21 protein-coding genes, 1 tRNA gene and 1 pseudogene are annotated in these 23616 nt (G+C 37.9%); 18 read left to right on the top strand and 5 right to left on the bottom strand.

Going from position 1 to position 23616, the window contains the following annotated elements; all coding sequences use genetic code 11:
* Positions 1–170: 170 nt before the first annotated feature.
* The gene (locus tag ACFQRG_RS21125; RefSeq protein ID WP_380969944.1) at positions 171–539 is read right to left on the bottom strand and encodes a helix-turn-helix domain-containing protein; all 369 of its coding nucleotides are present in this window, start codon (positions 537–539) and stop codon (positions 171–173) included.
* Positions 540–706: 167 nt separating this feature from the next.
* Here ACFQRG_RS21125 and ACFQRG_RS21120 point away from each other — a divergent pair, with 167 nt between their 5' ends.
* From ACFQRG_RS21120 to yugI, 3 genes are all read left to right on the top strand, one after another.
* Positions 707–931 (top strand): helix-turn-helix domain-containing protein, encoded by a 225-nt coding sequence (locus ACFQRG_RS21120; RefSeq protein ID WP_380969942.1) that lies wholly within the window; start codon positions 707–709, stop codon positions 929–931.
* Positions 932–1237: 306 nt separating this feature from the next.
* Positions 1238–3121, top strand: coding sequence for an asparagine synthase (glutamine-hydrolyzing) (asnB, locus tag ACFQRG_RS21115; protein WP_380969940.1), 1884 nt, complete (start codon positions 1238–1240; stop codon positions 3119–3121).
* Between the two features lie 327 nt (positions 3122–3448).
* Entirely contained in the window at positions 3449–3865 is a 417-nt protein-coding gene (yugI, locus tag ACFQRG_RS21110; protein ID WP_380969937.1) for a S1 domain-containing post-transcriptional regulator GSP13, read from the top strand.
* Positions 3866–4071: 206 nt separating this feature from the next.
* Here the strand turns inward: yugI and ACFQRG_RS21105 are convergent, their stop codons facing one another.
* Positions 4072–4302, bottom strand: a complete 231-nt coding sequence (locus tag ACFQRG_RS21105; RefSeq protein WP_380969935.1) for a DUF378 domain-containing protein — start codon at positions 4300–4302, stop codon at positions 4072–4074.
* Between the two features lie 329 nt (positions 4303–4631).
* Between ACFQRG_RS21105 and ACFQRG_RS21100 the strand changes: the two genes are divergently transcribed.
* Entirely contained in the window at positions 4632–5987 is a 1356-nt protein-coding gene (locus ACFQRG_RS21100) for a glucose-6-phosphate isomerase (protein ID WP_380969933.1), read from the top strand.
* Positions 5988–6158: 171 nt separating this feature from the next.
* Positions 6159–6623, top strand: coding sequence for a DinB family protein (locus ACFQRG_RS21095; protein WP_380969931.1), 465 nt, complete (start codon positions 6159–6161; stop codon positions 6621–6623).
* 85 nt (positions 6624–6708) lie between these two features.
* Here the strand turns inward: ACFQRG_RS21095 and ACFQRG_RS21090 are convergent, their stop codons facing one another.
* Positions 6709–7587 (bottom strand): SDR family oxidoreductase, encoded by an 879-nt coding sequence (locus ACFQRG_RS21090; RefSeq protein ID WP_380969929.1) that lies wholly within the window; start codon positions 7585–7587, stop codon positions 6709–6711.
* Positions 7588–7896: 309 nt separating this feature from the next.
* On the opposite strand from ACFQRG_RS21090, the gene ACFQRG_RS21085 reads away from it, so the two are divergent.
* The 3 genes from ACFQRG_RS21085 to ACFQRG_RS21075 all read left to right on the top strand — a co-directional run bounded on the left by ACFQRG_RS21085 (position 7897) and on the right by ACFQRG_RS21075 (position 10544).
* Positions 7897–8193, top strand: a complete 297-nt coding sequence (locus tag ACFQRG_RS21085; RefSeq protein WP_380969927.1) for a YggT family protein — start codon at positions 7897–7899, stop codon at positions 8191–8193.
* Positions 8194–8434: 241 nt separating this feature from the next.
* Positions 8435–9580: an Ig-like domain-containing protein gene (locus ACFQRG_RS21080; protein WP_380969924.1), complete on the top strand. Its 1146-nt coding sequence runs from the start codon at positions 8435–8437 to the stop codon at positions 9578–9580.
* Positions 9581–9737: 157 nt separating this feature from the next.
* The gene (locus ACFQRG_RS21075; protein WP_380969922.1) at positions 9738–10544 is read left to right on the top strand and encodes a pentapeptide repeat-containing protein; all 807 of its coding nucleotides are present in this window, start codon (positions 9738–9740) and stop codon (positions 10542–10544) included.
* A gap of 119 nt (positions 10545–10663) precedes the next feature.
* Here the strand turns inward: ACFQRG_RS21075 and ACFQRG_RS21070 are convergent, their stop codons facing one another.
* On the bottom strand, positions 10664–11098 hold the full coding sequence (locus ACFQRG_RS21070; protein WP_380969920.1) for a hypothetical protein: 435 nt from the start codon (positions 11096–11098) through the stop codon (positions 10664–10666).
* Positions 11099–11822: 724 nt separating this feature from the next.
* Between ACFQRG_RS21070 and ACFQRG_RS21065 the strand changes: the two genes are divergently transcribed.
* Positions 11823–12161 carry a DUF3889 domain-containing protein gene (locus ACFQRG_RS21065; protein ID WP_380969918.1) on the top strand — a complete coding sequence of 113 codons (339 nt, stop codon included), beginning with the start codon at positions 11823–11825 and terminating at the stop codon, positions 12159–12161.
* Positions 12162–12691: 530 nt separating this feature from the next.
* Positions 12692–12802 (top strand): annotated as a pseudogene (locus ACFQRG_RS21060) (LysR family transcriptional regulator); the annotation flags it as partial.
* A gap of 73 nt (positions 12803–12875) precedes the next feature.
* On the opposite strand, the gene ACFQRG_RS21055 reads toward ACFQRG_RS21060, so the two are convergent.
* Positions 12876–12951 (bottom strand) — tRNA-Ala (locus ACFQRG_RS21055).
* 380 nt (positions 12952–13331) lie between these two features.
* Between ACFQRG_RS21055 and eutB the strand changes: the two genes are divergently transcribed.
* The 8 genes from eutB (at position 13332) to ACFQRG_RS21015 (ending at position 23505) form a co-directional block, all read left to right on the top strand.
* Positions 13332–14333 (top strand): hydroxyectoine utilization dehydratase EutB, encoded by a 1002-nt coding sequence (gene eutB / locus ACFQRG_RS21050; protein ID WP_380969915.1) that lies wholly within the window; start codon positions 13332–13334, stop codon positions 14331–14333.
* Between the two features lie 64 nt (positions 14334–14397).
* The gene (locus tag ACFQRG_RS21045) at positions 14398–16095 is read left to right on the top strand and encodes a PucR family transcriptional regulator (RefSeq protein WP_380969913.1); all 1698 of its coding nucleotides are present in this window, start codon (positions 14398–14400) and stop codon (positions 16093–16095) included.
* A 204-nt stretch (positions 16096–16299) separates the two neighbouring features.
* Entirely contained in the window at positions 16300–17484 is a 1185-nt protein-coding gene (locus ACFQRG_RS21040) for a M24 family metallopeptidase (protein WP_380969911.1), read from the top strand.
* A gap of 24 nt (positions 17485–17508) precedes the next feature.
* A complete protein-coding gene (locus tag ACFQRG_RS21035; RefSeq protein ID WP_380969909.1) occupies positions 17509–18513 on the top strand; it encodes a cyclodeaminase in 1005 nt (334 codons plus the stop codon).
* 20 nt (positions 18514–18533) lie between these two features.
* Positions 18534–19733, top strand: a complete 1200-nt coding sequence (locus tag ACFQRG_RS21030) for a cystathionine gamma-synthase family protein (protein ID WP_380969907.1) — start codon at positions 18534–18536, stop codon at positions 19731–19733.
* A gap of 17 nt (positions 19734–19750) precedes the next feature.
* Positions 19751–20995: a M20 metallopeptidase family protein gene (locus ACFQRG_RS21025; protein ID WP_380969905.1), complete on the top strand. Its 1245-nt coding sequence runs from the start codon at positions 19751–19753 to the stop codon at positions 20993–20995.
* On the top strand, positions 20985–22040 hold the full coding sequence (locus ACFQRG_RS21020; protein ID WP_380969903.1) for a homoserine dehydrogenase: 1056 nt from the start codon (positions 20985–20987) through the stop codon (positions 22038–22040). Before ACFQRG_RS21025 ends, ACFQRG_RS21020 begins: the two co-directional genes overlap by 11 nt.
* A gap of 22 nt (positions 22041–22062) precedes the next feature.
* Positions 22063–23505 (top strand): aldehyde dehydrogenase family protein, encoded by a 1443-nt coding sequence (locus tag ACFQRG_RS21015; protein ID WP_380969901.1) that lies wholly within the window; start codon positions 22063–22065, stop codon positions 23503–23505.
* The last annotated feature ends 111 nt before the right edge of the window (positions 23506–23616 follow it).

Below are 23616 nucleotides of genomic sequence, written 5' to 3'. Positions count from 1 at the left end.
TTGGTTTTAAGCGTTATGATCGTTTACGATTACGTGTTTTATTACATCATCAATATAAATCAATGGCATATCAGTTAGGTTAAGGAGTAGGAGCTATTACTCCTACCCCAACATTTGACGTAGAACCATTAAAAAAGCAGCAGAGGATATTTAAGATACCTTTGCTGCTTTTATTCTTTAATAATCATCCATATTTTTTTAAGTTTATGTAATAGATCATCATGATTTAAAAGATCATAAATAAACGATTCCAATTCTGGAGATCTTTTTATAGATTTTAGTAATGCAATATCCTTTTGGCTAAAATAAGTTGAGGTATTTTCTTGAACGATAGATGAGGATAACCCCAATAAGAAATCCGCCGGAACCTTAAAGAATTCAGCAAATGCAGCAATCATTTCCGGATCAGGTTTACGGTCGCCTGATTCGTAACGGCTCAACTGAACATTGCTGATTTTAAGCTGCTCCGCAAGTTGTTTTTGTGAAAGATCGCTCTTTTCACGAAGTAAACGTATTCTGGAACCAAGTGTATTCCCCATTAGAGGAAACACCCTTTCGTTTTTTTATTTTTACGTATGCTTTCAGAAATTTTAACACGATTACTTTTTTATCAGAATTTTATTGCCAAAAAGGATAAATTTGTTTGATTTAGTCTAAAAAAATTGGTAAAATTATTACAAAATTACCATTATGGCAAGGTGATATTATGAAAAAACTTGACGTTAATTTAAGCAAAATGAAAGAATGCCGCAAAGCTACTAAAATGTCGCTTAATGAAATGTCAAAAAAACTGGGGTTCAAAAGTCCAAACGGATACTATTACCTGGAAACCGGAAAAAGTAAAATTTCAGCTGAAATGTTAGCTAATGTTGCACTTATATTAAATATTCCTATTGAAGAACTTTTTACAGAAGCCGAGCGATCGTCTTAGGATAAAATTTCTAAGATATTTTTTACACTTTAAGAAAGTATAAGCGGGTTTTCCTGCGCCTTTTAAGACTTGCCAATCGGCAAGTTTTCTTTATTGAGTCATCATAAAAGGCGGTGTTAAAACGATTTATATAGTGAATAAACAAATCCTTACAGGTATATCAAAATAAAATTGATAAAAAACTAGGCAAGTGTATATCTGAGTGATAAACTTAGGGATGATGCCTAAGTTTATTACAAATTAGGCTTAAAGAAGATGTTCAAAAGGTCTCTTTTGAACACGCACCTAAAGAAAGGGGCAATCATTGTGTGCGGATTTGTTGGTTATATTTCAAATAAATTATTAAAGCCGGATGATCATGACCAGAATTTAATGCCTGAAAGAACAGCGATCATTACTCATAGGGGTCCTGATGATGATGGATTTTATACAGATGATACTGTTCAATTAGGTTTCAGGCGGCTCAGCATCATAGATTTAGAAGGTGGACACCAACCGCTTTCGTACGAAAATGATCGTTATCATATTATTTTTAATGGAGAAATTTATAACTATCTTGAATTGAAAAAGACGTTAGAAGATAAAGGATACCAATTTGCAACAACATCCGATACTGAAGTCATTTTAGCGCTTTTTACTGATAAAAGAGAAGAAGCTTTCAAAGACCTTCGCGGTATGTTCGGCATTGTCATTTGGGATAAGCAAGAGAAAGAACTTTATGCTGCAAGAGATCCTTTTGGCATTAAGCCATTTTATTTTATGGAAACTGAAGATGGAACATTTTTTGCATCCGAAAAGAAAAGTCTATTGGTTGGAAAAGACACTGACCCAGTATCACAAGCTGCGCTTCAACATTACCTTACTTTCCAATTTGTTCCGGAACCTTATACCATGGCTGAGTCCATTAAACGATTAGAACCAGGTCATTATTTAAAGAAAAAAGTCGGTGATGACCTCAAAGTAAAAGCTTATTGGAAACCGGAATTTCATCCTGTTAAGCAGACACTTGATGAAGCAAAGCAAAAAATTCGCAATGTTTTAAGGGATTCTGTAAAAATTCACATGCGCAGTGATGTACCGGTTGGTGCTTTCTTATCCAGCGGCATTGATTCTACAAGCATTGTTGCATTAGCTAAAGAATTCCATCCGGCGATCAAAACTTTTACAGTCGGATTTGAACGTGAAGGATACAGCGAGATTGACATTGCAAAGGATTCTGCAGAAAAGCTTGGAGTAGAAAACATACATACGGTTATCACTCCTGAAGCCTTTGTTAACGAATTGCCTAAAATTATTTGGCACATGGACGATCCTGTTGCAGACCCTGCTGCCATCCCATTATATTTTGTTGCAAAAGAAGCAAGCAAGCATGTTAAAGTTGTGCTGTCCGGTGAAGGGGCTGACGAGTTATTCGGAGGATATAATATTTACCGTGAACCGCTTGCTTTAAATTGGTTTAATAAGATTCCTGCACCAGGCAGATATATGATAAAGAAAGCCGCTCAAATGCTTCCTGAAGATGTTAAAGGGAAAAGTTATATTATGCGCGGTTGTACGCCAATGCAAAAGAGATATATAGGCAATGCCTTTATGTTTAATGAGGATGAAAAGAAATTCGTCTTAAAGACACATCAGGTTACAAGACATTTTACAGATATTACTTCGCCGATTTATCAACGTGCAGCATCATATCAAGATGTTGAAAAAATGCAATATATTGATATGCATACTTGGCTTAGAGGAGATATCTTAGTCAAAGCCGACCGGATGACAATGGCTCATTCATTGGAATTGCGGGTTCCGTTCCTTGATAAAGAGGTATTTAATGTAGCCTCAACGATTCCTTCTTCCATAAAAACTGCGGAAAAGACTACAAAATTCGCTTTACGTGAGGCTATGAGGGGAATTGTTCCTGATTCAATTCTTTACAGAAAGAAACTTGGCTTCCCTGTTCCAATCCGTGTGTGGTTAAAAGATGAATTATACGATTGGGCAAAAAATATCATCCGTGACAGTCAAACAGATGAATTTATTAATAAATCCTATGTCTTGAAGCTTTTAGAAGATCATAAGAATGGGAAAAGGGATAACAGCCGTAAAATTTGGACAGTCCTTGTCTTCATGATCTGGCATCAAATTTATATTGAAAAATCGATCACTATCGATCATCTTCAATTAGTTAATGCATAAGAAGAGGCCATAAGGTCTCTTTTTTCGACGATTCATTGCAAAAACATGTGAAATATTTCCCGGGACATGTTAAATCATCAATCTTCTTAGACCTATAAACCTTTTTATCATCTCGGGTTTTTTGTTTTCTATTCTTTCCTATGTTATACTTTAAAGGTTAATAAAGTGAAACTTCCATCAGTGTGGTGCCTTTCCCCGCTGATGGTCAGTAGAACAAATCGGGGTGTTAGCGTCCGTTAACCCCCGCCTAACTTCAATGCTTTACAGAATTTAAGGCGGAGTCTTACGGACGGTTACACCGGGAAAAATCTGTTAGGAGTTGTTTTCATGCAGGAGAATTTTAACGTTGGAGACATCATCGAAGGTAAGGTAACGGGGATTAAGCCTTTTGGGGCTTTTGTTGCTATAGATGATGAACATCAAGGCCTTGTTCATATTTCCGAGGTTGCTCATCAATATGTTAAAGACATCAACGATTTCCTTAAAGTCGGCGATGTTGTTAAAGTGAAAATCTTAACCATTGACGAAGAAGCAGGCAAAATTTCTTTATCTATTCGTGCGACATTGCCGAAGCCTGAAGAGAAAGAGAAACCTCAAAAAGCGCCAAGAAGTAACAGTCATAATAACAATAAGCCATCATCTGCGGCCAAGCCCGGTTTTAACACATTGGAACACAAATTAAAGGATTGGTTAAAGGAATCCAACGAACGTCAAGCACAATTAAATAAACGCCTGAAAAAATAAAGGGCAGCCCGTCATAAAAGGGCTGCTTTACTTTTTGCATTTAGAGCTATAAGTGCCGGCAAAGCTGCAGTATGAAAAAGCTTCTTATCTGCTTTGCGGCGAGAAATAGATCTTTGAATATGCTGCACTGCCATACTATTTTATGCCTTTAAGGCTTTCCAATGGTTTTCTTTATCCTATGGATTTGATCAATATATTTATTATGCCTATTTGACTGTAGGGTCCGGATCGGCTGCGAATGCTTCTGATGGCTTAAACAATAAAGTTAAGCAGTACAATGCACTAATTCCCACTATACCATATATGACTCTTGACACAACGGCAGCTTGTCCGCCAAATATGGCTGCAATTAGGTCAAATCGAAAGAAACCAATGAGTCCCCAATCTATGCCGCCAATAATAATGATTGCCAAAGCGGTGCGCTGTAGACCATTCATATATGTGCCTCCTTTAATAAGAAGATTTATTTCCTTTATAGATTATCTACAACAAAGATAAATTATTCATGGTCCATTATTTTGTGTAAAACTAAGGAAATGATTTTAAATATTGCACATTACAAAGCAATGGTTAAAATCCCTATTTTTTAGGCATATTATAAGCAAATATGTTTAAAACTTTCTTTATATGCTATTGCAGTAAAAGACATGGATTTGTCAGATGTAAAAAAGTTTTCAAGTGAACACGCTTACACAATCCAATTATTTGATTTAAGAAAAACCGTTTTGTAAAGTAAAGATGAACGTTACATATTGGAGGCTTTAATATGAGTGAAAAAGTAACTTTTGACTACAGCAAAGCATTAACCTTTTTTTCACAACATGAAATTGATTATTTGTCGAACGCAGTTGAAGCGGCACACAATGCGCTTCATAATAAAACAGGTCAAGGCAGCGACTTTTTAGGATGGCTGGATTTGCCGACAAACTATGATAAAGAAGAGTTTGCCAGGATTAAAAAGGCAGCTGAAAAAATAAAATCAGACTCTGATGTTCTTCTTGTTATCGGCATCGGCGGATCTTATCTTGGTGCACGCGCTGCTATTGAAATGCTGAACCATTCTTTCTATAACTTATTAGATAAAGAAGAACGCAAAGCGCCGCAAATTTTCTTTGTTGGCAACAGTATCAGTTCAACATATACGAAAGAGCTTTTTGCATTGCTTAAGGATAAAGATGTTTCTGTTAATGTCATTTCCAAATCCGGAACAACAACCGAACCTGCAATTGCCTTCCGTATTTTCCGCAGCTTCTTAGAAGATAAATACGGAAAAGAAGAAGCAAAAAAACGTATATACGCAACTACAGATAAAGAAAAAGGTGCATTAAAAACATTAGCCAATAATGAAGGTTATGAATCCTTTGTTATTCCGGACGATGTTGGCGGCCGTTATTCTGTATTAACTGCTGTTGGATTATTACCAATTGCTGCAAGCGGCGTTGATATTGATGAAATGATGAAAGGTGCGCGTGACGCCCAAGAAGACTTCAGTGCTCCTAAACTTGAAGACAACCAGGCTTACCAATATGCTGCTGCACGTAATGTACTGTATAACAAAGGCAAAACGATGGAGTTATTGGTGAATTATGAACCTGGATTGCACTACTTCTCAGAATGGTGGAAGCAATTATTTGGCGAAAGCGAAGGTAAAGACTTTAAAGGACTTTGGCCGACTTCTGCCGATTTCTCTACAGACTTGCACTCTTTAGGGCAGTATGTACAAGAAGGCCGCCGGCAAATGATTGAAACAGCCGTACTGGTTGAGAAACCTCGTGAAGAAATTGTTATTGAAGAAGATGCTGAAAACCTTGATAAATTAAATTACTTAGCAGGAAAAACAATGGATTTTGTAAACAAAAAAGCCGCTGAAGGTACACTTCTGGCACATACCGACGGTGATGTGCCTAACTTAAGGGTTGTTATTCCTGAGTTAACACCTTACTATTTCGGTTATGTTGTATACTTTTTCGAAAAAGCTTGTGCTATGAGCGGTTATCTTCTTGGCGTTAATCCATTTGACCAACCTGGGGTTGAGGCATATAAGAAAAACATGTTTGCGCTTCTAGGAAAACCAGGATTTGAATCTGAAAAAGAAGAGCTTGAAAAACGTTTGAATCAATAAAACTTATTACAGTCTAATCCCTCTTGTTGATAAACAAGGGGGATATTTTACGCTAATAGATTTTTTGAGCATCTTTTTAATGTATTCAAATTATTCATGCTATAGTAAGGATAGCGTAAAAAAGAACCCAGCTTAGAATAAGATGATTTCAATAAAAAAGGAGAGATTTTTGTGCAAGAAGAGATTGTATTTAAGCAATTAGAAACAGTAAGAAATTCAACATTAGATCTATTGGAGTCAATTCCTGAATCGGACTGGGACGTCATTCCTCAAGGATTCAGAAATAACATTCGTTGGAATGCCGGACATATTGTCACTATACTGGACCTCTTTGCCAGTGGTCTGCGCTCAATTTCACCAAATCTTCCAGAACGTTATCTCGCTTATTTTGCAAAGGATACAAGCCCGGCAGATTGGACGGATCAACCGCCTGCTAAGGAGGAAATCATACAACTTTTAAAAGAACAGCCAGGCTGGATCCGTACTGCATGTGAAGGGAAGCTGGATGAGAAATTACCTAAGCCGTTTAAAGGATTTGAAACAATCGGTGAGGTGCTGTCATTTGGAATTTTTCATGATGGCCTGCACACGGGGATTATTAATGCTCAAAGTAAGGTAATAAAGGCAGAAAAATAAAAGAAGTTGTATAAATAAAAGCTGAAGGAAAGTCGCCCTTCAGCTTTTAAAATGATTTTTTTTGAATATAGATCACTATTTACATTTATCCGTTTACAATTGTACCGCCATTGACATGAAGCATTTGCCCTGTCATATACGAAGAATCTTCAGAGGCAAGAAAAACATAAGCGGGAGCGAGTTCCTTCGGCTGTCCGTAGCGTTTCATCGGTGTATCTTTTCCAAAGCGGTTTAATTTGTTTTCTGTAAAAGTCGCTGGAATAAGCGGTGTCCAGATTGGTCCTGGAGCTACGCCATTAACTCTGATGCCTTTTTTTAAAATATCTTGATTTTGAGAAAGAGAACGGGTGAAGGAAACGATAGCTCCCTTAGTTGAAGAATAATCAAGTAGTGTTGGGTTGCCTTCATAAGCTGTTATAGAGGCCGTATTAATAATTGCACTGCCCGCCGGCAAGTGATCAACGGCAGCTTTCGTCAAATAGAACATTGAGAAAATATTCGTTCTAAAGGTACGGTCAAGCTGTTCTTTTGTTATATCCTGAATGCGTTCGCAAACATGCTGCTCCCCGGCATTGTTTACTAAAATATCTAAACGTCCAAAGCTGTCTACAACTTGTTGAACCGCTTTCTGACAAAAGCTTTCATCACCGATATCACCGGCAATGATCAGACAACGCTGTCCCTGTTGTTCAACAAGATTTTTTGTATCTTCAGCGTCACTATGCGCTTCATAATAAATAACTGCAACATCTGCTCCCTCTTTGGCATACGCAATGGCTGCCGCTTGGCCGATCCCGCTGTCACCGCCGGTAATAATCGCAACCTTGCCTTTTAATTTTCCGCTGCCAACATACTTAGGGTCGTCCGTTACAGAATGAGGAACCATATCCTTTTGGATGTCAGGCTGTAAATATCCATGCTGAGGCTCTTGAGTTGTGATCTTAACTTCATTATTTTCCTGCATGATTAACATCTCTCCTTACACAGTTTGTCCTTAATTTTCCCGAAAGAACTTTTTGTAAAACAAAAAGTTAATATTTAATATTTAATATTTAATAGTATAAGCACACAAACGGTACTCCTGTATTAAGGCTTGGCAACAGTCAAGTTTTCATTCTAAAAAGGGTGACACTTATAGGAACAGAATGATAAAATAATGAAGAGATTAAATTTCTGAATCAGTTGTCATGATTCTCTTTAACACATATTTCATTGTCATTTATAGAGTTATCGAACGAATGATTTAGTGTTGAAGAGGAAGAGGTGTTTGTTGATGAAAAAGAATGCGAAGCAATCATTTCTGGGTAGAGTCATTAATATAGTTCTTAGTATTGTTCAAATTATTATTGCCCTTTATATCGTTATTAAACTATTCGGCGCCTCCAATGTGCCGTTTGTTCAATGGCTTAATAGAATAAGTCAGCCTTTGCTGCATCCGTTTGAAGGAATGTTCAATCCGGTTACTTTCAGTAAAGGATATACATTGGATCTTTCAGCTGTATTCGCGCTGATTGTATATAGTGTTATTGGTTATATTTTAATTAAACTTGTCTCAATGTTAAATCGTTAAAAAGCACGAGGGGATATGCTTTTTACTTTTTTTAAGGTAGATACTAAACGATGAAAATCATCGGAAATAAAAAATTAGACAAAAAAGCGGTTAACAGGTAAGTGCAAATAGCACTTGCTTTTTTTATAGGCATCTCTCTTTTGTTGTAAGGATAATTTTTTGTCGAACGAAAAATGTGGAATCCGCTTGATGAATAGGCTAAAATTAACGGTACTAAAGCACTAACAAAAGGGGAGATAAGATGAATAAAAAGGGGATATTATCACTGATCGGAATAGGGGTATTAGCTTCATCGTTGTCCTTAAGTCCAGCCCACGCACAAACTCATCAACATAAATCCTCGAAAGCGGAACTGCAAAATCAAGTTCAAAGTAAATTGTTGAAACCAGGTTATCTTAGTTCTCATAAAATAAACCAGTTTAATAGTCAATCAGTATTAAAAGGGATCCAATCTTCGAAAGACTTAAAAGGTAAACGGACGTTTAATGGTTCCGGTAATAAGAACAAAAATGATTTCTTGACGGAGATCGAACCTAATGATGATTTTACTGCTGCAAATACTTTACCATTAGATCAAACGATGGTTGGTCAGTTATTGCCGTATTATGATGTAGATTTCTATAAAGTCAAAGTACCGAAGGGAACGTTGGTCATTGGCGGCATGACAAATACCAGTGCAATTGATTTAATGTACGCAGCAGTTGAAAAGGACTTTAAAGATAATGGCAACTTGGAAATCTTAGACATTGAATATCAAGATGGGGCGTTATTTGAAGCATGGAAAGTCAATAAAGCAGGGACATATTACATAGGCGCCTATGATGATGACGGACTTGACAATACGAAAAATGATCTTTATGCACTGCAGGCTCAATACATAGATACTGCTGCTCCGGATAAACCTGCTGTAAATAAAGTTGATAATAATGATAAAGTGGTAACAGGTAAAGCGGAAGCCTACTCAACAGTAACAGTAAAAGCCGGAGGAAAAACTCTTGGGTCGGCAAAAGTATCTTATAATGGAGCATTTTCTGTTAAAATCAAAACTCAAAAAGCGGGAACGAAATTAACTGTAACAGCTAAAGATAAGGCGGGAAATGTTAGTAAAGCTGCGACGGTAACGGTTAGAGATGTTGTTCCGCCAAGCAAGCCGACAATATACAAAATTGATGATAATGACAAAGTTATCAAAGGAAAGGCAGAAGCTAATGCATATATTACCGTCAAAGCGAAAAGCAGAACGATTGGTACGGGTAAAGCAGACAGCAAAGGCTATTACAGTGTCAAGATTAAGTCTCAAAAAGCTGGAACAAACGTTTATGTATACGCTAAAGATAAAGCAGGAAACGTTAGTAAAGCGGCGGTAAGAAAAGTTGTAAAACACTAAATATATAGTGCGTCCGGCTCCTTTGGGGTCGGACTTTTTAAAGATTATATAACAAATGGCGCCGAATTAACAATATACAGGTTGTTATATTTTTGAGATACTCTAAAATAGGGGAACGGGTGTTAAGGATCATAAATAAAGAGGACGTGTTCTTTAAATGGATGACTATTTAAGATCTGATTGCGAAAATTGTTTTGGCTTGTGTTGCGTTGCTTTACCTTATAGCAAATCAGCAGACTTTGCATTCAATAAAGACAGTGGGGAGCCTTGCCGTCATTTATGTTTAGATAATCGTTGCAGCATACATGACCAATTAAGAGATAAGGGCTTTCGTGGATGTGTCTCTTACGAATGTTTTGGAGCTGGACAACATGTTTCGCAGAGTATATATAAAGAAAATGATTGGCGAAATAACATGCAAAGTTCAAGGGAAATGTTTGCGGTATTCCCTGTTGTTCAACAATTACATGAAATGCTCTATTATCTAAGACAAGCCTTAAAGCTAACGGAAACAAAGCGATTTCAAAAAGAATTAAAAAAGGCTTATGATGATACTATACAAATGACAAATAAGACACCTGAAGAAATTTTAAGCTTAGAGATACCTTCCCATCGAAATACAGTTAACGATTTATTAATAAGGACAAGCGATTTTGTTCGGAAAGGCTTTGTTAATAAAAAAAGTAAAAAAAGTAAAGGGCTTGACTATTTAGGAGCAAATTTGCAAGGTATTGATCTAAAAGGAGAAAATTTAAGAGGAGCGCTTTTAATTGCAGCTAACTTAAGAAATGCAGATTTAAGAAAAGTGGATTTTATCGGTTCAGACTTAAGGGATGCTGATTTAAGCAATGCCGACCTGACTGATTGTATATTCCTAACACAATCTCAAGTTAATTCAGCAAAAGGGAATCTACAAACTAAACTGCCCTATTATATAAATACACCTAATCATTGGCAAAGATAACGGGTCAAAAATGGTGCAATGTAGGGGCTCTCACTTAGGAGCCCCATTATAGTGTGCCTGGCACATACTCAAAAGAGCACTTACCAAAATTGGAGTGCTCTTTTCATCGCCCAATGGCATTAATCATATGCTCTGACAGTTGAATTTCCTCCACTCCATTTCTTAAGATAAAACTCGGCTTGATGATCAGAGCCATCGACGTATTTACCAATATTTCTGTAGATGACACAGCCATGTGAATCAAAATCTTCCGGAAATGAGACATCACCGGTATAATTATAAGGGTTATCATCGTATACCACCCAGTCATCTGGATTAAACGGATCTTCCTCCATCAGCCGATAGTTACCCTCTTTACTACTCTTGTTAAGACAAACTTTAAAATCACCTCCACCTGATTTAAAGTTTCTACTTTGGTGGGTAAACACATCGCTCCCTTGATAATCCCAATCACCACTGCCATATGGCTGAACAGTGTTTGCCTTTGATGTGGCTGGGATGATTACCAACGATAGTGCGAACATAGCAAAAACTATACCTATTTTCTTCATCATTTTATCCAATCCCTTTCGTTTAAAAGATTCTGCCCCTCCATGACGGCTGAGACCTTAGGTTAATGAACTAAAATTAACCTCCTTCGCTATGACCGCCTGACTTCTGACAATTTAAATTAATTACATTCAGTTTAGACAATACAGTGTAGAAATCAAATAACGATTGACCCATCTTTAAATGGGATAGGAGTAGGAAAAAACACAAATGTGTCATAAAAAGGAAGTTTGAATCGATGCCATATTCCTAGAAGCGATTTTTGTAATTCTCTTAATGCGCTATATGTAATGCCAGTTTATTTAGATAATCGTATATTTTTATCGTAAATCCATTTTTTCTTTGGTTAATCTAACTCTTTCAGATTGCCAGATAAATCATAAACTAATAACAAGAACCATACTGTTTTCTGAAAGGAATGTTTATATGAGCCGGGAACATTCCTTTATTACAAAGTGTTAAAACATCAAGGTATAATCTGATTTCAAAAAAGTGCTTATAATTTATTTCAAAAAAGGATTATTTAAATACGTGGTGTCGGTTAAAGCCTCGAAAAAACGTAAATCGTAAAACATGAAATCACATACTTTAAAGTAGGGTGGTTTTACCACTTATTGTAAATACATAAAAATAGAAGAATCTCTCCATATCACCAGTGGTTTTTTTAGTTACTTTTAGTACAAACTAACCATTGAAGAAATTTACAATCTTAATGATGGAGGGATCACGTTGAAGGCTTTATTCAAGTGTGCTTTACCATTTATAATAACTTGTTGTTTCTTTGTTCTTTCTTTTCCAAACGAGGCTTATCTTCAAACAGATTATGCAAAATGGGGAAAAATTGCACTAGAAAAAACTAAAGAAAGATATCCTGATAGCAATGTTAGTGATTATGCATATATGGGTCATGAAAAAATTGCAGATAATGTTGCAGCTGATTGGTTTGAGTTCCAATTAAAACGTGATGGGAAAACAAAGTCGTTAAAGGTTAGGGTCACATATAGTTCTGAGACTGACAAGCTTATCGATATAAACTTTTTTGAGTTAGAACAACCAGAGGGGTCATGACCACTTTTAAAAAACCTATTATAATTTAAGTCATAGAGGATAATTTAAATATATGGGTTACAACACTATAAATTCCACACTAAAAAGTATCTCAAAAGAACGAAGCGGTTACCTCCCGTGACCCCATTTAAAAGTCCCCTAAATACTTGTCATTTAGTATCTAGGGAACTTTTTTTATAAATGAAAGGGATACAGGCGCGAGCCCCGAAGGAGGAAAAAATTAATGAGTCCTCCCATTAGTTTTAACAACCGTATAAGAATGGTGACAAGCCATGTAATGGGTCTTAACAGCTTTAAGGAGTGTTAAACCCTAAATACGGAATCCCGACCAGATATGCGGGATTCACACAGTGGTTTCACTCGAAGTACCATAGCACACAAAGCCCTCTAAGATCTTCAACACAAGCCTTACTTTTTCTTCAGATTTTCTTTAAAGAAGGACTCGAGCTTGTCAAAGGGGATTAAATCCACCCGGTCGTACAGATCCATATGACCTGCGCCCGGAACAATATAGAGTTCCTTCGGTTCGGCTGCATGTTCCACTAATCTGTTCACGACAGGCTATGAAACAGACATTTTCTAAAAATGAATTTACGGATTGGTTTAGTGAAAATTTTGATAAATTAAACGTTGTGACTACACTGTTACAAGTCAACGAAAATAAAAAAACACAGTGTTCCCGCTTGGGGAATCTGTGTTTGATAGGCTTTGTTATGGTGGAGCATAGGGGGCTCGAACCCCTGACCTCTACGCTGCCAGCGTAGCGCTCTCCCAGCTGAGCTAATGCCCCATTGCTTTTGGACAAGTATTAATTTATCATATTAAATATGGTATGTCAATAAATAAATTCGATATATTAATCTTAAAAAATAATTTTATCATATATAAAAAAAGTTTTTGTTTAAACCCCAATAAAATTAAATATATGACGAATATATTAATAAAGTTACAGTTTCATAAAATAACTCCTTATTCGTACACTAAATTAACGCCTTTTTAAAAGGCGTTAATTTTTTTATGCTAATTTAGCGGAAAATAATTATAAAACTGTATGAAGAGCGCTCTATTTTTTTAGTAAATTCGTGTATTGATTTTGGAAAATTGCAATTTTATAATCCAGAATATAAAACATTAAATAAAATCACGATTTATACTAAGGAGTGTAAAAAAGTGAACAAAAAAGCAGCTGATGTAACCATACGTCATATATGGGAAGCAAGAAAAAGGATTGCTGGAATCATTAATAAAACGCCATTGATTAAATCTTCTATTCTGTCAGAAAGGCTTGGCCGGCCGGTTTATTTAAAACTTGAAACTGTTCATGAAATCGGGGCTTTTAAGGTAAGAGGGGCTGCTAACAAAATATTAAGCTTAACCCAAGAGGAACAAAGGCGGGGTGTAACGACCTTTTCAACAGGGAATCATGGTATGGCTGTCGCATATGTCGCCAAACAGCTTGGAATTGATGCTGTTATTTGCATATCAAATCGTGTACCAAAAGTAAAAGTTGATTCACTAAAAAGATTAGGGGCACAAATCGAAATTTACGGTGACAGTCAAGATGATGCCGGAGAACGCTGTCTGCAATTAGAGAAAGAGAAAGGATTAACAGTCATACCGCCTTTCGATGATCCATTTGTTATTGCTGGTCAGGGAACCATCGGTCTTGAAATATTAGAGGAACTTCCAAATATTCAAGATATTATTATCCCTTTATCAGGCGGCGGGCTGCTTTCCGGAGTTGGACTGGCCTTAAAATCAAATGATCAAAACATAAGGGTAACGGGTGTGTCGATGAACCATTCCGCTGTTATGTACGAAAGCTTAAAAGCGGGAAAACCTGTTAAGCTGGATGAGAAAAACACCCTTGCTGACAGTTTACTCGGCGGAATTGGACTGAATAATCAATATACATTTAAAATGGTCCAAGAATATATGGACGAGATCCTTCTTATTTCAGAGGAGGAAATCGCTTATAGCATGGCATTTATGCTTGAACAGCATCGCATGGTGATTGAGGGGGCTGCAGCAGCCGGTGTAGCAGCTGTTTTAGAAGGAAAAATCACCGGCGGAGATGGTGATCTCGCCATAGTTATTAGCGGTAACAATGTTTCTCTTTCAACATTAATTGAAATTGCCAAAAATTATAGTCATCCCTTAAAACATTTATAAATGATAAAATTAATGTAACGGAATTTGAATTAACTTTATCTTCTAGTCGTTGGAGGGGAACATCTTGAAATTAACAGTAGAAAAGATTTTAAACCTCGATATTATGAAAAAAGCAAAAGTAAGAACAGGGAAAGATATGATCAATAACAGTTGCGTCCAATGGATTTCAGTTATTGAAATGCCTGTTGAAAACTTTGTTCGAAAAAATGAGTTTGTTTTAAGCACAGCAATAGGATGCGGGCATGATACTGAACTTTTAAAGCAATATGTACAAGATATTATTGATTCAGAAGCTTCAGCTCTAGTATTTGCTTTAGGACGTTACTTGTTTGATATTCCCAAAGAAGTCATTGAATTAGCCGAACGCCGAAACTTTATTATTATTGAGCTCCCATGGGAGATTCGCTTTGCAAATGTTATTCAAGATGTTATGCATGAATTAAATGGTTTGCATTATAAAGAATTAGAAAGATCTGAGAAAATACAGCAGCGGCTGTTAAAGTTAATTTTAGAAGGGGCAGAGCTGGATGAAATCGCAAATTTTGTTCAGCAAAATGTAGACTGTCCAATTGCAGTTACAGACAGAAAAGGGAACCTAAAAGGCAAAAGTAAGAACAGTCAAAGCTTTATTGGAACATGGAATGATCTAGTATCCTCGGGTGTTATCCCATCAACAAAACCTCTTTCGTCAACTCATGATCCGATGCTTCAGAAGATTAAAAAGGTTGAAGCCGATCAGCATGTTATGCTTCAATTACCTGTCATACAGACATCAGGTGATGCACAAGGGTATTTATATGTTATTTTACCTGCTGATAAGTCAAAAGATGAATTTTTAACACAAGGAATCGTAACGGTATTAGAACATGCAGTAACAACAATAGCACTTTGGCTTTCAAGGCAGAATGCCATTGAGGAAACAGAAATGCGGATGCGCAGTGATTTTATATGGGAGCTTGCAAAAGGGGACATTGATACATGGGATCACGCAACTGCAAGAGCCAAATCATTGGGCTACAATTTAAAGGTTCCTTATGTTTGTATTGTCGGTTTTCCGGAAAATTTAAAGAAACTCTTTCAAAAAAGAAACCAAGATTATCATTCCTTTGAAACGTGGTTTCAAAATATGATTCGTTATATTGAAGAAGAAATCTTATATGCTGTCCAGTCTTTAAAAAGGGAAGTCATGGTGACAACCCAAGAGGACAAGCTGATTATCTTTTTAGAAACACCTGTTGATAAGAAAAATGAAAACGCTAACAATTTTTTGGATCTCGTAGAACGCCGATTACGGCATTTACTTCCTGAGGTTGTCATGTCGTGGGGAATAGGAAACTATCACGACGGTATTCTTGGGTTTAAAGAAAGCTATCAAAACGCACAAGCGGCTTTAGATATTGGACGGCGCAAGAAAGGATCAGGATATCGTATGTTATACGATGATACCAGGATCGATCGAATGCTATTAAGCCTTGCTGACATTACTGAAATGAGAGACATGGTAATGGCAACGATTGAACCTTTAGTCCATTATGATGAACAAAGGAGTATGGATTTAATCGGTACTTTTACTGCATATAATCGTCATCACGGTAATGTAAGCCAAACATCACGATCATTAAATTTACATAGGCAGTCTTTACTGTATCGATTAAGAAAAATAGAGTCGTTAACTGGACTTTCACTTATCGACCCTGACGATCTTTTTTTGCTGGACTTATGCATTAAGATTTGGAAAGTTGGCATAGCAGTAGAAGTTTAAGTATTAATACACAAAGAGAGTGACTATTACTCACTCTCTTTGTGTATTGTCTTTTTGATGAAAATAAATTGACTAAAAGCTGGCATGAAATTTCATACATTTTTATGAATGATAAGATTGCCTATTTTTATTATTATAAATTTACGAAATGATTATTCCTAAAATTTATAATAATTAAATTAACAAAAGCGGGGGATTGGTTATATGTCATTTGGAACATCTGAATATAGAACAAGAATTCAGAAGACGAAAGAAAGAATGGCGTCGGAAGGGATAGAAGTTTTACTTATTACTGATCCGGCCAATATGAACTACTTATCCGGTTACGATGGCTGGTCTTTTTATGTACATCAAATGTTAGTCATTATTATTGATGAAGATCAGCCGATTTGGATTGGCCGAGGACAAGATGCAAATGGCGCTAAAGTGACAACTTGGCTTTATCATGAAAACATTATTCCATATCCTGATGATTACGTACAATCAGATACAAAACATCCAATGGATTTTGTTGCAGATATACTGAAACAAATCGGACAAGATAAACGCTCGATCGGTGTTGAAATGGAAAATTATTATTTTACAGCAAAATGTTATGAACATTTAAAAAAGGGTCTGCCGAATGCAAAGTTAAAAGATGCAACGCTTCTTGTCAACTGGGTTCGGGTGATTAAATCGGATGAAGAAATTGAATATATGAAACGGGCCGCCAGAATTGCTGAAAAAGCAATGGAAACAGGAATTAAATCAATTGAAGCGGGCGTTCGTGAATGTGATGTTGCCGCGAAAATCTTTTATACACAAGTCAGCGGTACAGAAAAATTCGGCGGTGATTATCCGGCAATAGTTCCGCTCCTGCCATCCGGTGAGAAAACATCAACACCGCATTTAACATGGACAGATGAACGTTACAAAGCGGGAGATACAGTGATTTTAGAATTAGCGGGTTGTTATAAACGCTATCATTCACCACTTGCAAGAACTGTAAATATTGGGACGCCGACTGATAAAGTAAAAGCGCTTTCAGATGTTGTTATTGAAGGATTAAATGCTTGTCTTGATGCAGTAAAGCCTGGTGTCCTTTGTGAAGAAATAGAAGAAGTGTGGCGGAAAACGATTGAAAAAAGCGGCATTATAAAAGATTCACGACTAGGTTACTCTATGGGACTCAATTATCCGCCAGATTGGGGTGAGCATACGGCCAGCATACGGAAAGGGGACAAAACCATTCTCGAGCCAAATATGACGTTCCATCTTATCCCGGGGATTTGGTTAGACGATTATGGATTTGAAGCAAGTGAATCTTTTCGGGTAACTGAAAACGGCTGTGAGGTTTTTGCAAAGTTTCCAAGACAATTGTTTATAAAAGACGGTTTACTGACAAATTAACAGAAAATTCAAGGTGGTGAGAACATGCTTATATTTACAGAACTTGAACTAAAACAATATATCCATTTAAATCAAGAAGCCATTAGTGTTGTGGAAGATGGATTTACAAAGCTTGCTCAAAAAGAAGTTGAAATGCCGCCGATTATGAGAGTCGATATCCATGATCAAAACGGTGAAGTTGACGTTAAAACAGCTTATGTAAAAGGAAAAGATATGTTTGCTATTAAACTTTCATCCGGATTTTTCAATAATTATAAACTTGGTCTTCCAAGCGGCAACGGCATGATGATATTAATCAGTACAAAAACAGGCATTCCACAAGCCATTTTACTGGATAATGGCTATTTGACAGATATTCGTACCGCGGCAGCTGGAGCTATAGCGGCAAAGTATCTTTCCAAGGAAAAAGTTGAAAAAGTTGGTGTGATTGGAGCAGGCGGCCAGGCAAGGTTTCAGCTAAAGGCATTAAAGCAAGTCAGGGATTTTAAAAAGGTGTTCGTGTACTCTCGTACCGCAACGAATGCTGAACAATATGCAAAAGACATGTCCAATGAACTTGGTGTCGAAGTTATTGCAACAGAAAATGCTGAAGAGGTTGTTAAAAAAAGTGATACCGTTATTGCAACGACACCGTCAACAGAACCTGTTATAAGAGCGGAATGGCTTCATCCCGGACTCCATATTACGGCGATGGGTTCTGATGCTGAGCACAAACAAGAACTGGAACCGGAAGCGTTAGTACGTGCTGATAAGCTGGTTTGTGATACAAAAGCACAATGTGCACGTTTGGGAGAACTTCATCATGCGTTTGATCGCGGCATCCTAACGAATGATCGTCACATTATTGAGCTTGGTCAGATAACATCAAATCAATTAACAGGCAGGGAAAATGACAATGAAATAACTATTTGTGATTTAACAGGAACAGGGGTACAAGATACAGCAATTGCACTGTTTGCTTATAACGAACTGGTGAAACGCAGCCTTGGATTAAATGTTGAGAACCAAACAGTATCATTAAATAACTAGTAAAGATAAGGAGAGATCATATGACAAACAAACATGTTAAAGCAGGTACTAAAGCAGTATGGGCGGGGGAAAAAGATTATTTAGTGCATGGTGCAACTCAAGTGCCGGTCGTTCTTAGTGTTGCTTACGGTTATGAAGATATGGATGAGTGGTATGATGTGGCGATTGGAAAGAGAAAGGGACATATTTACGGACGAAATACAAATCCGACAGTGCAAGCATTTGAAGATAAAATAAAAACGCTTGAAGGGGCAGAAGCAGCGACAAGCTTTTCAACAGGTATGGCTGCGATCAGCAACACATTATCTACATTTTTAGTACCTGGTGATCGGATTGTCTCTATTAAAGATACGTACGGCGGGACAAATAAAATCTTTACAGAATTCCTTCCGCGTCAACAGGTCGAAGTGGTACTTTGTGAAACAGGCAATCACGAGCAAATTGAAACAGAAGTTGCCAAAGGCTGCAAAATCCTATACCTTGAAACGCCGACAAATCCAACAGTAAAAATTACGGACATTAAACGTATGGCGAAGGCAGGTCAAGATGCAGGCGCACTTGTCATTGTTGACAATACTTTTGCCACCCCAATGAATCAAAATCCGCTTTCTTTAGGGGCCGATTTGGTTATTCATAGTGCAACCAAATTCCTGGGAGGCCATGCGGATGCCTTGGGCGGCGTTGTCTGCGGTTCAAAGGAACTCGTAGAAAAAATTTATCACTTCCGTGAAATTAACGGTGCAACAATGGATCCAATGGCAGCGTATCTCATTTTACGCGGTATGAAGACCCTTCATCTTCGCGTTCGCCAACAATGTGAAAATGCAATAACCCTTGCAAAATATTTACAAACTAAAGAAATCGTCGAGGGCGTTTATTATCCCGGCCTTGAAACACATCCAAATCATGATATTGCGAAAAAGCAAATGAAAAACTTTGGCGGTATGCTTAGCTTCTCGGTTAAGGGCGGCGTTGATACAGTAAGAGATCTTCTTCCAAAATTGCAATTCGCCAACCGTGCAGCTAATCTTGGTGCTGTTGAAACAACTGTCGGGCCTGCCCGGACAACAAGCCACGTTGAATGTACCCCTGAGGAGCGTGCGGCAATGGGGATTCCTGAAGGACTCATTCGTATTTCTTGCGGGATTGAAGATATTGAAGACATTATTAGAGATTTTGAACAAGCTTTTAAGCATGCTGAAAGCGCCTTACAAGTTTAAAAGGAGGTGGACGAAAGATGCCCAATCATCACCCAATTGTTGAACAAGTAAACAGCCTGTTTGACAAACTGGTTGAGTGGCGGCGCAGGTTTCATCAAAATCCCGAACTTAGTTTTAAGGAGTTCGGGACCGCCCAATTTGTTGCTGACACTTTACGAGGATTTACCGGAATAGAAGTGGAAACAGGAGTCGGCACTGAAACAAGCGTTATCGGTACACTAACTTCAGGCGGCGGTCCAACTATTGCGATTAGAGCTGACATGGATGCTCTGCCCATTCACGAAGAAAACCAAACCGCTTATTGCTCAAGAAACGACGGGGTTATGCATGCTTGCGGACATGACGCACATACTGCAATTTTACTAGGCATTGCCAACATACTTTCCGATGCCTTTAAAAAGGAAGAATTAAGAGGAACAGTCAAATTCATATTTCAACCGGCAGAAGAAAGTACGGATGAAAATGGACTATCGGGATCACCTTACTTAGTTAAAGCAGGTGTATATGACGAAGTTGATGCTGCTATTGCCCTTCATATGTGTCCGTGGCTTCCAGCCGGTGCTGTGCAAATTAATGATGGTTACAGCATGGCAAATGTCGACGTATTTGAAGGAAAGATTTATGGAACCGGCGGGCACGGTGCATACCCTGAACTTGGAACAGATCCGATTTGGATGCTGGGACCTGTGATGCAGGCTTTACATGGTATTGTTGCACGTAAAGTATCCGCTTTAGAATCAGCGGTTGTAAGCATAGGTCAAGTTCAAGCAGGAACGGCAAGCAATATTATCCCTACAGAAGTTTCTATTACAGGTACGATTCGCAGTTATTCACCCGAAATCCGTGATTTATTAGCTTCGGAATTAGAGAAGGCATTTTCAATCGTTCAATCCTTGGGAGGAGATTATTCATTCGAGGTGGTAAGAGGGGAACCTGCATTAAATAATCATCCCGTTATCAACAGGTGGTTGATAGAAACAATGAAGGAATTATACCCTCAAATTCAAATTACCAGGCGCCCGTTTGGGATGGGCGGGGAAGACTTTGGCTATGTTTCGCAAAGACTTCCAAGTTCAATGTTCTTTCTGGGTTGTGCAACAGAAGGTGATATCCAGAGAGATTTGCATAAACCGATTTTTGATATTGACGAAAATTGTTTAGCAGTTGGCGCAGCAATTCTTTCCCAAACAGCGATTAAGTTTTTAAAAGGTGAAGTCTTACCGATTAATCATAATTTGGAGGTACAAACATTTGGCTCATAAACTGGCATTTATCGGTTTTGGTGTTGTTGGTCAAGGTTTAGCTGAAATTTTGAGAGAAAAAAAGGATGAATTAAAAGAAAGCGAAAATTTTGAAGCAGAAATCGTTGCGATATCAGATTTAAATAAGGGATCCATTTATCATCCGGACGGTTTGGATATTGATACGGCTCTGCAATTATTAAAAGAGACTGGTAATCTCGAAGACTATCCGCAAACGCCCGGGCTTGTAAAAGGGTGGGACAGCTTTAAAACGATTCGTGAAACAAACGCTGATACAATTATTGAGGTTTCTTATACTGATGTGAAAACAGGACAACCAGCCATCGATCATTGCCGGACCGCGTTTGAAAATGGAAAAAATGTCGTCATGACAAATAAAGGTCCTGTTGCTCTTGCTTATAGAGAACTTTCGGAAATTGCCGAGAAAAATGGTGTTTACTGGGGCTTTGAGGGAACGGTTATGAGCGGGACGCCGGCATTAAGAATGCCGATTGTGACGCTTGCCGGAAATAATATCACTGAAATACGCGGTATTCTTAATGGTACGACAAATTACATTTTAACAAAAATGGAAGAAGAGCATGTACCTTATGAAGAAGCTTTAAAAGAAGCACAGGCGCTTGGTTACGCCGAAGCGGATCCGACAAGTGATGTAGAAGGCTATGATGCAAGATATAAAGTTGTTATTTTATCAAACTATGTGATGAAATCGCCCCTTACAGCAGAAGAGGTATCATGCAAGGGTATTTCAGACATCACATTAAAAGATATTGAGGAAGCAAAGGCAGAAGGCAAGCGCTGGAAACTGTTAGCGAAAATTCGTAAAGAAAATGGTAAAGTAATTGCTGACATTGCTCCGGAAAAAGTTGATTTAACGGATCCGCTCGCCTCAATCGGCGGCGCTGTTAATGCAATTACGTATGAATGTGATCTATTAGGGACAGTGACGTTAAGCGGTGCCGGTGCCGGAAAAGTCGAAACTGGATTCTCCCTTTTAATAGATTTAATTAACATTCACCGTGAAAGAAAGCTGATAAATATTTAATCACAGAAAGGCGGGAATGATGATGACAACAAAAGTTGCCGGTCGAAAAATGTATTTTGCGGGCGGTTGGGTAAAGCGTGATCAAGTCATTGAAGTGCGTGATCCGCAGGACAATAGTATTATTGATACGGTACCCGCTGCTTCAGCGGAAGATATGCTTAAATGTATCGAGGAAGCAAAAAAAGGAGCAAAAATTGCTGCGGCTATGCCTGTACATGAACGAATATCGATCATTAATAAAGCAGCGGACTATATTGAAGCAAATAAAGAAAAATATGCTCGCACAATTGCCCGTGAAGGCAGTAAAACAATCCGAGAAGCCGGAAAAGAAGTCATAAGATGCATTCAAACACTTCGAATTAGTGCTGAAGAAGCGAGAAGAGTTCATGGTGAGACAATTCCGTTCGACCAGATGCCGGGGAGTGAGAACCGGGTCGGTTACTATCAGCGTGTACCGATTGGTATTATCGGTGCTATTACACCGTTTAATGATCCATTAAACCTGGTCGCGCACAAGGTAGGACCGGCGATTGCTTCAGGAAATGCCATTATCGTTAAACCGGCAACTGTCACACCATTAAGCGCCCTTTTACTTGCAGAAGCTTTTTCTGAAGCTGGAATTCCTCCCAAGATTTTATCTGTTATAACGGGTTACGGAAGCGAAATTGGTGATGTGCTTGTGACACATCCTGCGATTCGAATGATTTCATTTACAGGCGGACTTGAAGCAGGGGAAGAAATTGCCCGTAAAGCAGGCTTGAAAAAAATCAGTATGGAGTTAGGTTCCAATTCACCTGTTATTGTACTGGAGGATGCCGATTTAGAAGAGGCTGTAGAATCAACGGTTTCCGGAGCTTTTTGGGCAGCAGGCCAAAACTGCCTCGGTGTCCAGAGAATTTATGTTCAAGAGAGTATTATGAATCAATTTGAAACTGCATTTGTGAAACGTACCAATCAATATAACATCGGTGATAAGCAATCTGAATTAACCGATATGGGCCCTCTGATAACCGAAAAAGAAGCCATTCGCGTCGAAAAATTGGTAAATGAGGCAATTGAAAAGGGAGCTGCATTATTAGCAGGCGGAAAACGTCATGGAGCATTCTATTCACCAACTGTTTTGAAAAATATACCAGAAGAGTGCGCGATTGCAAAAGAGGAAATCTTCGGACCTGTTGTTCTGTTTTACCCATTTTCGGATATTGATAAAGCAATCGAAAAATCAAATAATGTTAATTACGGTTTACAGGCAGGCATCTTTACAAAGAATATAGATAAAGCTCAGAAGGCCATTGCTAAAATGGATGTTGGCGGTATTATGATTAATGACAGCAGCGACTATCGTATTGATGCCATGCCGTTTGGCGGTGTAAAGAAATCAGGGCTTGGAAGAGAAGGTATCAAATTTTCGATTCATGAAATGACAGAGCCGAAAGTCGTTTGTTTTAAACTGTCTAATTGTTAAAAATCGGCTTAAATTAAACTGATTGTTTAAATATCGATTTAGAAGGGAAGATGCTGGATAAAGCATCATTTCCTTTCGATCCATTTATCTGAAAATTCAACATCTTAAGCT

The sequence above is a fragment of the Scopulibacillus cellulosilyticus genome, assembly GCF_042665295.1.
GTDB lineage: Bacteria > Bacillota > Bacilli > Bacillales > Sporolactobacillaceae > Scopulibacillus_A > Scopulibacillus_A cellulosilyticus.
The sequence above is the reverse complement of the archived record's forward strand: the minus strand, read 5'-3'. Positions and strand labels throughout refer to the sequence as shown.

Excerpts from the sequence above, each read along its gene's own strand:
- ACFQRG_RS21090 (WP_380969929.1), bottom strand. The coding sequence starts at position 7,587 with ATGCAGGAAAATAATGAAGTTAAGATCACAACTCAAGAGCCTCAGCAT.
- ACFQRG_RS21075 (WP_380969922.1), top strand. The coding sequence starts at position 9,738 with ATGGATGACTATTTAAGATCTGATTGCGAAAATTGTTTTGGCTTGTGT.
- ACFQRG_RS21015 (WP_380969901.1), top strand. The coding sequence starts at position 22,063 with ATGACAACAAAAGTTGCCGGTCGAAAAATGTATTTTGCGGGCGGTTGG.
- ACFQRG_RS21025 (WP_380969905.1), top strand. The coding sequence starts at position 19,751 with ATGCCCAATCATCACCCAATTGTTGAACAAGTAAACAGCCTGTTTGAC.
- ACFQRG_RS21120 (WP_380969942.1), top strand. The coding sequence starts at position 707 with ATGAAAAAACTTGACGTTAATTTAAGCAAAATGAAAGAATGCCGCAAA.
- ACFQRG_RS21035 (WP_380969909.1), top strand. The coding sequence starts at position 17,509 with ATGCTTATATTTACAGAACTTGAACTAAAACAATATATCCATTTAAAT.
- ACFQRG_RS21040 (WP_380969911.1), top strand. The coding sequence starts at position 16,300 with ATGTCATTTGGAACATCTGAATATAGAACAAGAATTCAGAAGACGAAA.
- ACFQRG_RS21070 (WP_380969920.1), bottom strand. The coding sequence starts at position 11,098 with ATGATGAAGAAAATAGGTATAGTTTTTGCTATGTTCGCACTATCGTTG.
- ACFQRG_RS21100 (WP_380969933.1), top strand. The coding sequence starts at position 4,632 with ATGAGTGAAAAAGTAACTTTTGACTACAGCAAAGCATTAACCTTTTTT.
- ACFQRG_RS21030 (WP_380969907.1), top strand. The coding sequence starts at position 18,534 with ATGACAAACAAACATGTTAAAGCAGGTACTAAAGCAGTATGGGCGGGG.
- ACFQRG_RS21105 (WP_380969935.1), bottom strand. The coding sequence starts at position 4,302 with ATGAATGGTCTACAGCGCACCGCTTTGGCAATCATTATTATTGGCGGC.
- ACFQRG_RS21125 (WP_380969944.1), bottom strand. The coding sequence starts at position 539 with ATGGGGAATACACTTGGTTCCAGAATACGTTTACTTCGTGAAAAGAGC.
- ACFQRG_RS21085 (WP_380969927.1), top strand. The coding sequence starts at position 7,897 with ATGAAAAAGAATGCGAAGCAATCATTTCTGGGTAGAGTCATTAATATA.
- yugI (WP_380969937.1), top strand. The coding sequence starts at position 3,449 with ATGCAGGAGAATTTTAACGTTGGAGACATCATCGAAGGTAAGGTAACG.
- ACFQRG_RS21080 (WP_380969924.1), top strand. The coding sequence starts at position 8,435 with ATGAATAAAAAGGGGATATTATCACTGATCGGAATAGGGGTATTAGCT.